General features: G+C 52.3%; 12 protein-coding genes. 6 read left to right on the forward strand and 6 right to left on the reverse strand.

The genetic code is table 11. The annotated features are described in order from the left end of the window. Positions 1-5 precede the first annotated feature (5 nt). The 4 genes from A8990_RS28885 to A8990_RS28900 all read right to left on the reverse strand — a co-directional run bounded on the left by A8990_RS28885 (position 6) and on the right by A8990_RS28900 (position 4,658). Positions 6-1,259, reverse strand: a complete 1,254-nt coding sequence (locus A8990_RS28885; RefSeq protein WP_116192481.1) for a putative amidoligase domain-containing protein — start codon at positions 1,257-1,259, stop codon at positions 6-8. A gap of 109 nt (positions 1,260-1,368) precedes the next feature. After that, complete coding sequence (locus A8990_RS28890; RefSeq protein ID WP_116192482.1) at positions 1,369-1,923, reverse strand: outer spore coat protein CotE; 555 nt, start codon at positions 1,921-1,923, stop codon at positions 1,369-1,371. Positions 1,924-2,072: 149 nt separating this feature from the next. Continuing rightward, positions 2,073-3,068 (reverse strand): aromatic acid exporter family protein, encoded by a 996-nt coding sequence (locus A8990_RS28895; protein WP_116192483.1) that lies wholly within the window; start codon positions 3,066-3,068, stop codon positions 2,073-2,075. A gap of 78 nt (positions 3,069-3,146) precedes the next feature. Then, on the reverse strand, positions 3,147-4,658 hold the full coding sequence (locus tag A8990_RS28900; RefSeq protein WP_116192484.1) for a carboxypeptidase M32: 1,512 nt from the start codon (positions 4,656-4,658) through the stop codon (positions 3,147-3,149). Between the two features lie 120 nt (positions 4,659-4,778). Between A8990_RS28900 and A8990_RS28905 the strand changes: the two genes are divergently transcribed. Both A8990_RS28905 and A8990_RS28910 read left to right on the forward strand, forming a co-directional pair. Further along, positions 4,779-5,102 carry an iron-sulfur cluster biosynthesis family protein gene (locus tag A8990_RS28905; protein WP_116192485.1) on the forward strand — a complete coding sequence of 108 codons (324 nt, stop codon included), beginning with the start codon at positions 4,779-4,781 and terminating at the stop codon, positions 5,100-5,102. Positions 5,103-5,144: 42 nt separating this feature from the next. Next, the gene (locus A8990_RS28910) at positions 5,145-5,723 is read left to right on the forward strand and encodes a beta-class carbonic anhydrase (RefSeq protein ID WP_181909838.1); all 579 of its coding nucleotides are present in this window, start codon (positions 5,145-5,147) and stop codon (positions 5,721-5,723) included. A gap of 67 nt (positions 5,724-5,790) precedes the next feature. On the opposite strand, the gene A8990_RS28915 is transcribed toward A8990_RS28910, so the two are convergent. After that, on the reverse strand, positions 5,791-6,339 hold the full coding sequence (locus A8990_RS28915) for a DUF309 domain-containing protein (protein ID WP_116192486.1): 549 nt from the start codon (positions 6,337-6,339) through the stop codon (positions 5,791-5,793). A 121-nt stretch (positions 6,340-6,460) separates the two neighbouring features. Between A8990_RS28915 and A8990_RS28920 the strand changes: the two genes are divergently transcribed. The 4 genes from A8990_RS28920 (at position 6,461) to ytxJ (ending at position 9,747) form a co-directional block, all read left to right on the forward strand. Further along, positions 6,461-6,892, forward strand: a complete 432-nt coding sequence (locus A8990_RS28920; RefSeq protein ID WP_116192487.1) for a hypothetical protein — start codon at positions 6,461-6,463, stop codon at positions 6,890-6,892. A 3-nt stretch (positions 6,893-6,895) separates the two neighbouring features. Next, positions 6,896-7,174, forward strand: coding sequence for a YxcD family protein (locus A8990_RS28925; protein ID WP_116192488.1), 279 nt, complete (start codon positions 6,896-6,898; stop codon positions 7,172-7,174). Between the two features lie 195 nt (positions 7,175-7,369). Then, a complete protein-coding gene (locus tag A8990_RS28930) occupies positions 7,370-9,304 on the forward strand; it encodes a glycosyl hydrolase family 18 protein (RefSeq protein ID WP_116192489.1) in 1,935 nt (644 codons plus the stop codon). Positions 9,305-9,402: 98 nt separating this feature from the next. Further along, entirely contained in the window at positions 9,403-9,747 is a 345-nt protein-coding gene (ytxJ, locus tag A8990_RS28935; RefSeq protein ID WP_116192490.1) for a bacillithiol system redox-active protein YtxJ, read from the forward strand. Between the two features lie 128 nt (positions 9,748-9,875). Here the strand turns inward: ytxJ and speD are convergent, their stop codons facing one another. Continuing rightward, on the reverse strand, positions 9,876-10,688 hold the full coding sequence (gene speD, locus A8990_RS28940; RefSeq protein WP_116192491.1) for an adenosylmethionine decarboxylase: 813 nt from the start codon (positions 10,686-10,688) through the stop codon (positions 9,876-9,878). Positions 10,689-11,188: the final 500 nt, after the last annotated feature.

Below are 11,188 nucleotides of genomic sequence, written 5' to 3' on the forward strand. Positions count from 1 at the left end.
TTGTCTTACGACCTGCTCCCGTCTCGCATCCCCCACTTCACACGGATATCCGTTCCTGTGTCCCAACTCTTTCCCGCTCGGATAGCCCGAAGCAGCGGCTCGATCCAAACACCGAGCTCGCGGTACGATTCCGTCTGCACCATCGCTGCGGCAACACCTTCAAGGCAACTCCGCAGCGCAGGGCGGTCGCCTGCATAATAGGCTTCGATGTAGCGCTCCTCCGCCGCAGGGCAATAAGCGAGCGTGCCGCTCTCCCGCGCGCAGAGCAGCGCCAGCGCGAACGCCGCCTTCGCGGCCAGCGGCGACACGAGCCAGCTCGGCAGCGTCCGGTACTCGAAGCCGCCATGCGGCTGCAGCCTGAAGTCGCCAAGGCTGCCATATCGCGGCCGGCGCGCTTGCTCCGCCGGCGATTCGATCATCGCGAGCGGGAACGCGATGTAGCTGTCCAGCTGGCGAAGCAGCTGGCCCGAGAGCGGCACCCCGCTCAAATGCAAATGGCCGCCGAGCGCGAAGCCGGCGGCGGGCATGCCGCCAGCAGCCCAGCGCAGCGGCGGCTGATCGGGTATGCGCTGCGCTGCCTGCTGCAGCAGCTTCTGGATGTTGCGCGCGAGCACTGCCGGCGAATCCGATGGCGCAGGTCGCAGCTCGGCGACGGGGTACTGGATCTGCCCGCCGATGACGACGGAGTCGCAGCCAGCACCATGGCCGCCTTCCAGATAGCGGGCCGCGGAGACGACCTTGCCGTTCTCCGAGAGCAGCAGAAACTCAGGGTCCGCGCCTAGCAGCAGCTGCGCTCCCCCATGCTTCGCGGCTTCCAACCGCTCCTCATGCAGCCTCTCAGCCTCACCCCATATGCCTCCCGCCGTTGAATTCGGCGGAAGATTCACCGAAGCAACCGCACAGCGGCCAGACTCATCCGCCCGCAGCTCAATGACCCCGCTGTCCAGACCGCACGCATACAAAGCCCTGACTGCGAGCCGCGTTAAAGCCTTATAGCGCGAATCCGCTTCTGTCAGCAGATCACCTCCACCGGAGCTCGAGCCGTAGCCAGAGCTGGAGCTCGGCACAACACCTTTTCCGCGTAACGAGAGCTTCTCCACTGCAATCGGCAGCAGCTGATACAGCGATACCCGAAATCTCCTCATCACTGCTGCCTGCTGCTTATCCTCCGCAATTACCGCAACACCGGCTCGTCTCAGCCGCCTGTAAAGCTCTGCTGCGGATGTCTCGACAAAAGCTTTTGTCTTACTGTTCTCCACACCCGCTCACCGCCTGCACCCTCTATTTTTCGAAAAAAAAGAGGGCTCTCGCCCTCGAATCTTTCACTGCCCTCGCATACATTACATTACAAAGCTGTAATCGCCTAAATTACAGTTCGTCGTCGAGCAGCTCCGGATCCAAATCTTCAAATTCACCGTCATCGCCATACTCGAATTCCTTACCGTCATCCGATCCGCCTGGCAAAGTGGCTACCCATACTTTCGTCTCAGCAACAAGCACGACCGCGAATTCGCGCTCCACGCGAAGGACGACACTGTTGCCGCTGGACGAAATGTTTGCCTCAATGCAGTTTGGCTCTTGCGTTGACTCCGCAGATACTTCCTCGGTCGAAGCCCGATGCTTCGGATCCAGATAGGAGAGCGGCACGTGTTCAACGTAAGAGAGCGTCTCTTTGGCTACGTCTGTTTGCGAGTTTTTGTTGTATGAATACCAAATGTTGACATCGTAAGTACCGATAACTTCGATCCCGTCCCCTGAGCGGACCGCCTCATATTGATGGTTTATAATCCATGCGCCCAAGATGCTCGTTGGGTGATGAGGCGGCGTAACGTTATGAGTTACTGTGGAAAACTTACGACCTTTGCCGCAGACAGCTTTGGTAATAATTTCTCTAGCCTTAAGCTGTTTATCTGCATAAGCCATCGATCTAACCTCCTCCATACAATCATTCAATTAAAGTGTATGCAGGACATTCGTCTACGGTGACTATTTATTTTTGACCTGTACAAATTTTTACTAACTCTAGTTTAAAAGGTTGATTTCATAGTGAAACAGCTGTGCCGCATCTGGCCCTAATCGGCCGCCGCCGCGGTATCGAGGCTGTTTTTCTGCTTTTTCAGCCGCCTCGCAATGGCGAGGTAATGCTCGAGCTCATGCATCAGATGCCAGATCGCCGCGCGAATTTCGAATTCTTCGCGGGTTGTTGGCAGCGCCATGGACCGGAATCGCTCCCCAAGCAGCTTCCGGTTCTCTTCTACTTTACCTTCATACACGTCGGATTTCAGATCGCCGGCCAGATCCTCGAACAGCTCTGCAGCCAATTCGCCCTGCGGTAAGCTCTCATATACATGAGCCAGCTGCGTCAACATGAGACTGATCGAATCCAGCTGCTGCTGGCGCATCTCAAAATAGTTCGACCAATGCATCTTCACGCCGAATGAGCCACGCAGCTCCCGCCAGATGAGATTCTCGCGGCTCACATCTGCCCTCCGAATTCCCTCTTCAATGGCTTTCCCCGCGTCAAGCAGCTCTTCTCCGTCCCAAACGAGTGCCGGATTGCGAAGCGTCTGCGCCATTTTCGTGAAAATCGCGCCGAACTTCTCTTCCGTCATATGCCGAAGCTCTACTAACTTATGTTCCTCCTTCGGTATATAGAGCAGATTGACGATGAGTGCCCAACCGAGTCCAGTTAGCAGCAGCATGATTTCATTGCCAATTAAATGTGTCGTCACTTCTTCCTTCGCATACACGTGGAAGACGATAACGGCGCTCGTCACGATGCCTTCCTTCAGATGAAAACGGGATAGAATCGGAAAAGCGAAGAGGATGAAGATCGATATCGTCCATAAGTGAAATCCGAGCAGGATGAATAGTAATGAAGCAAAGAATAGGCCGAGTACCGAAGCCATGAATCTTGCGAACGCGTTGCGAAGACCGCGCAGCACCGTTACTTCGACGCCGATAATCGCAAGCAGCCCCGCGGCGAGCGGGGGCTGAAGCCCCAGATAATGAGCCGTATATAGTGCGGCAAGCGCCGCGATGGCGGTTTTAATGACACGAATGCCCATTCGTCGGCTCCTCCTTAAGAAAGCCGTCCCTGCGACTGGCGCGGGGAGCGGCTTTTGGTTGCTTTTACAGCCTATGGCTTACAGTTTGTAGATATCCGTATACTTCTTCTCGAGATAGCGGAACAGATAGTCCGGATCAAGCGATTTGCCCGTAATGCTCGTGATCAGCTCCGATGGCGTTCTGAGCTTGCCGTATTGATACACCTTGTCTGTCAGCCATTCCTTGATCGGAATAAGGTTGCCGCTCTCGACGAGCTCCCAGAAGTTCGGCATTTCGCGCTCCAGCGTATCCGTAATCTGAGCAGCGTACATGTTGCCGAGGGAGTACGACGGGAAGTAACCGAACGAACCTCCCGACCAGTGTACGTCCTGAAGAACCCCTTCGCCATCATTCTCAGGCTCGATGCCGAGATATTCTTTGTACTTCGCATTCCACAGCGCTGGCAGCTCGGATGCTTTCACGCCTTCATTGAAGATCTGCTTCTCGATCTCATAACGAATGATGATGTGCAGGTTATATGTCAGCTCATCGGCTTCGATACGGATCAAGGAAGGCTGCGAAACGTTTGTCGCGCGGTAGAAATCTTCCACCGAAACATCGAGCTGGTTCGGAAAATGCTGCTGCAAATCGCCGAAGTAACGTTTCCAGAAGCCCATGCTGCGTCCGATCACATTCTCCCAGAAACGGGATTGCGACTCGTGGATACCCATCGATGTTCCCGTGCAGAGCGTTGTGCCGATGAGATCTTTGCTGATGTTCTGCTCGTATAGCGCATGACCGCATTCATGGATCGTACCGAACAGCGCACTTGTCACATCGTCCGCCAAGTAACGCGTCGTGATTCGCACGTCGCCAGGGTTCAGACCCGTTGCAAAAGGATGCGCGCTCTCATCAAGACGTCCGCCTGTGAAGTCGAAGCCCATCTGCTCCAGGATGAACAGGCTGAACTTCTTCTGCGCTTCCTTCGCGTATTGCTGCTTCAAGAAGCCCGTTTCTGGCTGGTGCGGCGAATTCGCGATTGCGGCCGACAATGGCACGAGCTTCTCGCGCAAGCCGCCGAATACACGGTCAAGCTCCGCTGTTGTCATGCCTGGCTCGTACATATCGAGCAGCGTGTCATAGCGCGTGCCTTTCACGCCCCACAGATCGATGAACTGATTCGTGTACGTGATGATTTTGTCGAGGTACGGCTCGAACGACGCGAAATCGCTGTTTGCTTTCGCCTCTTCCCACATCGACTCTGCTTGCGAAGTGAGAACGACGTATTCCTGGTACAGCTTCGGCGGAATTTTGACGCTGCGGTCGTATTCCTTGCGCGTTTCGGTTACAAGGCGCTGATGAATTTCACTTAATCCTTCATATGTATCGGACTGCTCTAGCTCGCTTAACCATTCGCCAAGCTCAGGCGCCGTCGCAAGCTTAAACATTTGCCCGGACAAGTTGCCGATGGCTTCCGAACGTACATCCATCCCTTTGCGCGGTGCGCCAGTACGCAAATCCCAATAAAGCAGGCCAAGCGATTCTTCGTAACTCTTGATTAGCGCGATTCGTTCTACGAATAAGTCCAGCGCTTTGTTCGAAATTGTCATTAAATGGTCATCACCTTTCCATAACGTTTACCAGCTACTACTTGATCATACTTTTTGCAACCCGTATAATCAACCTAATCATCATTGTGTGTCCAAGCATTAGCGAAAGGAGTCCTGATCGTGCATTTTACATTTACATCTTCCGCGGCAGCACAGCTTGAGCCGTATATGCAGGATGGCAGCAAGCATCTGAAGCTGTTGTACGATACAGAAGGATGTGGCTGCGTTGTGAGCGGCGTCCCTACGCTGCAAGTCATCGGTGCTCCACTTGAAGATGACAAGCTCGGCGAAGGTACACCTTACTCTGTCTGGTACGAACCGCGTTATGAAGTCTTTTTCGAGCCGAAGCTGAAGGTCGATTACAATGAAGACCGGAATGCGTTCAGCTTGAAGAGCGACAATCAGATTTATACTGCTAATTTGCGGTTAATGAAGTCATACTAAGCAAAAGCGAAAATCCGTTATTATGGGCGAGGAGGAACTGCTGTGAACAATATTAAAGAGATCCTGAAGTTCAATGAACAGTTTGTAGAGAATCGTGAGTACGAGAAATACATAACGAGTCGTTTCCCTGAGAAGAAAATGGTTATCGTTACTTGTATGGACACGCGTCTGATCGAGCTGCTGCCAAAAGCACTTAATTTGAAGAACGGCGATGCGAAAATCATTAAAAATGCCGGCGCGATCGTTACGCAGCCGTTCGGCAACATTATGCGAAGCATTCTAATTGCGGTCTACGAGCTTGGTGCAGAGGAAGTTGTCGTCATCGGTCACCACGGCTGCGGTATGACAGGCCTCAATCCTGACGTCGTCATCAAGCATATGCTCGAAAATGGCGGCGTGAAGGAGGAGACAATCCGTACGCTGACAAACTCCGGCATGCATCTGGAACGCTGGCTGACTGGCTTCGACAACGTGCAGGACTCTGTTGAACGAAGTGTTGGCATCATTAAGAACCACCCTCTTCTTCCGGTTAACACGCCGGTACACGGCCTCATTATTGATCCGGAAACAGGCAAGCTCGATCTTGTCGTGGATGGTTACGAACCAGTGGAACAGAAATAATTAATGGACTCAGCAAAAAAGCTTAGTTTCCGAAGAGGTCCGCCTCTTGTGGAGCTAAGCTTTTTCTTTATTGTGCAGATGACGGCGACGGAGGCTGCTGCCCTGCTCTTCTTCGCGCCGCAGCTTCTGCTCGAGCTGCAATGACCTCACTTCGGTCGCGCAGAGTATGGCGATGGATGAGCTCGTCTGCTTCACGGCTCGGCTCTCCCCAACTATGACCCTCCTGCTCAGCCCTCTGCATGCCCCTCGCTTGAAGCGCTTCATCTATAATAGGAAAATTCAGATCCGTGAATGGCTGTCTGCTTTCGAGATGAGCAATGCGTTGTACGATTAGCTCTCGCACGGCTTCGCCATCAAGTCCAAGGTCATCTAATCGCTCGGCTGTTAGCCGGTTCTCGGCTTGGCGCATCATGAGCAGCGCACCGCGAAAGTTGCTTCTCCGATGATGATAAGAGCTGACAGCCAACTGGATCAGCCCGACCCATGTGTCATTTCGCGAATCTTCGGATTGCTCCTTCCAGTATTCTTCAAGCAGCTCATGGCATTCGAAATAATCTCTTGTCGCATGAAATTCGTAGAGATAGGCTTCGTACGCCGCCGGATACTTGTACTCCATTGCTGTCCCTCCTCGCATAATGAAAAAAGAGAATGAAAACTGAAACCTTTGATTATATTATTCGTAATTGTACAGAAAGGCAACATACCCAGCTTGCAAACTATCAGGAGGAGAATCACAGATGAAAAAAGGGATTTTATTATTGATGGCTTTCGCGCTGTTCTTTGCATTCAGCGTAGGGTCAGCAGACGCTAAGCCAAGGGGCGGCAGCTTTAAGTCACCGAAGAAGAGCTACACGCAAACTCCTTCGAAGCCTGCAGATAACGTGAACAAAAGCACAACAGGCACAACGAAATCCGGTACGACGGCGACAACGACCCAGAAGCGCGGATTCTTCAGCGGCGGCAGCTTCATGAAAGGCCTTATGATTGGCGGTCTTGCAGGTCTGCTGTTCGGCGGGATGTTCGGAAACCTCGGCTTCCTGGGCGACTTATTCGGTTTACTCATTAATGTGCTCGCGATCTATCTGGTTATCGTAGCGATACGCGGCATATTCCATTACTTCAGGTCTCGCCGCAGACCATCGAATCCTGAGCATAGGAGACCTTACTAATCGATGAGAATCTATACGGACGAGATTATAAACGCCGTTTGCCTCCATATGGCTGAACGCAGAGGGGTCTCGCCGACAGACGTCGAAGTACAGCTGTCATGGGAAGAGCAATACGGATATACCGCGGAGGTTTGGGTGCAGGGCCGCAGCCAGTACTTGGTTGAGGCGAACCTGCTCGAAGCGATTGAACAATATTTGTGGAAGCAGTATCAAATTCGCAAGTTCCGTTCCCAGATTACACTGGACGCGGAGGATGAGATTTGGGCGGATATTGAAGACTAACATTGAAGAGATTGGGTTGTTGAATCGCAGATGTTAGGCTGTGAAATGAAGCGGGTGCAGAGTAAAATCTGTACCCGCTTCTTTTTTCGGGAAAATCCCAATGGAAATTATCGGAATTTGTCATTTTCTGCGCAACCTCTCTCTCTATTCTACGTCTAATAGAGTAGAATTCTGAGAGGAGTGTTACGATTTTCCATGCTTATCCGAAACAAGAAGCAGATCGTCTTCGCGCTGGTCATCGCCTTGCAAGCAGGCTGCGCAATGACAACAGCGGTAACGGTCGATGCCGCTTCCGCCGACCAAACGACGAAGTATCGTGTCTATCAGAACGATAAAGCGATCAAAGAATTCACGACGAGCACGAGTGCGATTGCATATGCCAAGCAGTTCACCTATACGCATGTCGAGAAAATTACGGGCCGTGAATGGCTCTGGGACAACTTCCCCCATTTCAAGGTGTACGAGAACGGCGTCTCCTCGCCAGGACGCGAGTTTGCTACGCTTGCTGAAGCGAAGCAGTTCGCGAGCAAAGTGAAGTTCGCCCAAATTCGTGATTTGGAGAAGCCTGGCTTCGTTCAAAGCGTCTACCCTGCCTACCGCATCTACCAAGGGGACAAAACATTAGCGAACTGGTCGTTCGCAACGCTCGCCGAAGCGAAGAAGGCGGCAGCCGCTTACGGCAACATACATATTATTGATTTATCCACCAACCAGTGGGTATGGGACAACCTGAACGTTACTCAGGAAGAAGTACAGCGCGCCTCGACTCCTGTCTACAGCATCGAAGCTGCGGACGGTACTCCGCTCACAGACAAAACATACGGCTACCTGCTCGATGCGATTCGCGCATCGCTTGCACTGCCGAACAGCAACGTCGTGAATACGCTGACTGGCGCAGTCGTACAGACGAATAAACCGAGCTTCGATGTCACCCAATCCGGCCGTGTCGTCGGTTCGTATTACAGCATTACGAAAGCGATCGCTTTTGCCAACTCGTTATCCGGCGCATCGGTCGTAAAGGACGGGCTCACATGGTGGACGAATACGCCTTACCTGAGTGTTACGCAAGGTGACAACGTGCTCCGCTCCTTCCATACGCGCAAAGGTGCGATTCAATTCGCCAGCCAATATTCGAATTCGTCCATAAGCACGGCTGATGCCCGTGTCATCTGGGACAATACGAAGGAATTGAAGCTTCTCGGCTGGAATGGCACTGCACGCACGAACAGCATTATGACTCAAGTCAGCCAAACGCAAGGGCTCGATTATGATTCCCCATCCTGGTTCGAGCTTGCTAGCGCTGACGGTACGCTTAGCGATTATTCAGATCCAGCGCTTGTCACTGCATTGGCACCATCAGGCATCAAGCTGACGCCGCTCGTCAGCAACCAATTCGACAGTAAGCTCACTAGCGCTTTCTTGCGCGACGATGCCGCGAAGACGAAGTTCATTAACACGCTCGTCGGCAAGCTGAAGGCGCTCCATGTTGCAGGCGTCAATGTCGATTTCGAGATGATGGCTGGCGGAGACCGCGCACTGTATACCGAATTCATTCGTTCTCTTACCAAAGCGGCTCACGGGGCTGGACTCACCGTTTCAATCGACCTGCCTCGCGGCGACGTGAAGTGGGATGAGAAAACAGCGTTCGATCACAATGCACTCGCAGGCATCGTTGATATGGTCATGATTATGGCCTATGACCAGCACTGGACAGGCAGCACGGAAGCTGGCTCTGTTGCGGAGCTGTCCTGGGTCGAGGAAGGCGTGAAGCAGTTCCTGGCGTACGGGATTCCACGCGACAAGCTGATGCTTGGAGTTCCGTTCTATGTACGGGAGTGGAGCATCGACGCGATCGGCAATCTTGTAGGCAACCGGGCGCTGCTCATGGGCGATCTGCCAACGATTATCCAACAAACCGGCGCTGTCGGCACCTATGACCCGATATCGGGTCAGAACAAGTACAAGTACACTGGCTCAGACGGCTATACGCATGTATTCTGGGCGGAGACCGCTGATTCGGTCAAAGCACGCCTGACCATCGCCAAGAAGTACGATCTGGCTGGTCTTGCCGCATGGCGCCTTGGCTATGAGCCAGCATCCTTGTGGACGATGCTGCTGCAGCAGAAATAAGCGGATCGCGTAAACTGGAATGGCTGGTCCCCGTTATGATATGATGTTAGAGATGGTGTACTGTAACTCATTTTATAACAGTTAGGAGACTGCTCATTATGCCAGCATTGAAAGAACTGACAACCGTCGAAGAATGGAATACAGCCCTCGAAGGCTCCAGCACACGTCCGCTCGTTGTGTTCAAGCATAGTACGACTTGTCCGGTAAGCGCGAACGCATTCACGGAGTTCTCGAACTACTTGAAGAACAACGAGGATCAAGACGACACGGACTTCGTACTTGTGAAAGTGATCGAGTCGAGACCTGTTTCCAACCAAATCGCTGAAGATACGGCTGTGAAGCACGAGTCCCCGCAAATTATCCTGATCAAGGATAAAGCGAAATATTGGACAACTTCACACTGGTCCATTACTGAAGCGCATATGAGTGCAGTCATGAAATAATCTGCTCTTCACAACACGAAGAGACCCCCAGTACCGGAGTGCGCGAGCGCTCCTTGCTGAGGGTCTCTTTCTTATTTCGATTAAGCTCGCAAATAAGTATTCGCCACCTGCTGCGAAACTTATTTCGATTAATTAAACACCATGTTTTTGCCGTAGAAGATTTCATCCATCTCCCACTTCACGCTTTTCTCAATCTCCAGCTGCTCTTCCTTGCTGAGCGTATCCTTCGTATAGCCGAACAAATAGTTGTTCAGATCGAATTCGCGGAGCTTGCACTTCGTATGGAAAATATTTTCCTGATACACGTTCACGTCAATCATTTGGTACAGGTCTTTGACTTCAGCCGGAATATAGTTCTGAATCGAGCTGATATCGTGATCGATGAACAGCTTGTACCCGTTGATATCGCGCGTAAATCCGCGCACCCGGTAATCCACCGTCATGATGTCGGTGTCAAAGGAATGAATGAGGTAATTCAGCGCTTTGAGCGGCGAAATCTCTCCGCAGGTGGATACGTCGATATCCGCACGGAACGTGCTGATGCCTTCGTCCGGATGGTACTCCGGATACGTATGTACCGTAATGTGACTCGTGTTCAGGTGCGCGACAACCGCTTTCGGCAGCGGACCCGGCGACTCCTCGAACGACTCCTCAGGCGCCTGCTCAATCGGCCCTTCCGAGACGAGCATCGTCACGCTTGCGCCTTGCGGCTCATAGTCCTGCTTCGCCACATTGAGCACGTACGCGCCAATAATATCCGCAACCGATTTCAGAATAGCTGTAAGCCGGTCCGCGTTGTATTGCTGGTCGATATATTTGATGTATGCCTCACGCTCTTCCTTCGTCTTCGTAAAGCAAATGTCATACATGTTGAAACTTAGCGATTTGGTCAAATTGTTAAAGCCATGCAGCGTGATGCGCTGCTCCGATGTCATCGTCAAGCTAGCTCCCCCTTAAATATAACCGTTCGCATCTTGAGCGGAATTTGTTCAAGTGACTAATATTAGGATGGTTTGGCGAGGCTGCTTCTATTCCCAAGGACTAGCAGCATCGCTTCAAATCCAATATAGCATCGTTGGGATATTCAGGAAGATCGAATCGAATTTTGTCGAAAATCGAGTAGGCCCATGCGCAATTGCATGGGCCTCTCACAGATCCGGACGTGCGGGTCATCGCATCCGGCTCCTCCATGATTATCCCCGTTGGGGATGAAGGTCTTTTTGGATCGAGGACAAACTACTTAGACCGATTTCTTCAAACCACTTGTTTGGCATCGCATACTGCGCATACGTCGAGTAGGAGCTGCGCCAAGCGGTCATTCGTAACCCCGGCAGTTCTCTATCCCATCCTCGTTTGCGCATCTCTCGATGAAGTTTCCTTATCTTCCTCCAGCTTCGCAGCTGTACCGACCGGAGTCTTCTTCTTATCCAACCATCGAGAT

The sequence above is a fragment of the Paenibacillus taihuensis genome (assembly GCF_003386535.1).
In the GTDB taxonomy this organism is placed as follows: Bacteria; Bacillota; Bacilli; order Paenibacillales; family Paenibacillaceae; genus Paenibacillus_Z; species Paenibacillus_Z taihuensis.

Coding starts and splice junctions, on each gene's coding strand:
- A8990_RS28890 (WP_116192482.1), bottom strand. CDS start 1,923: ATGGCTTATGCAGATAAACAGCTTAAGGCTAGAGAAATTATTACCAAA.
- A8990_RS28895 (WP_116192483.1), bottom strand. CDS start 3,068: ATGGGCATTCGTGTCATTAAAACCGCCATCGCGGCGCTTGCCGCACTA.
- A8990_RS28900 (WP_116192484.1), bottom strand. CDS start 4,658: ATGACAATTTCGAACAAAGCGCTGGACTTATTCGTAGAACGAATCGCG.
- A8990_RS28915 (WP_116192486.1), bottom strand. CDS start 6,339: ATGGAGTACAAGTATCCGGCGGCGTACGAAGCCTATCTCTACGAATTT.
- A8990_RS28920 (WP_116192487.1), top strand. CDS start 6,461: ATGAAAAAAGGGATTTTATTATTGATGGCTTTCGCGCTGTTCTTTGCA.
- A8990_RS28925 (WP_116192488.1), top strand. CDS start 6,896: ATGAGAATCTATACGGACGAGATTATAAACGCCGTTTGCCTCCATATG.
- A8990_RS28930 (WP_116192489.1), top strand. CDS start 7,370: ATGCTTATCCGAAACAAGAAGCAGATCGTCTTCGCGCTGGTCATCGCC.
- ytxJ (WP_116192490.1), top strand. CDS start 9,403: ATGCCAGCATTGAAAGAACTGACAACCGTCGAAGAATGGAATACAGCC.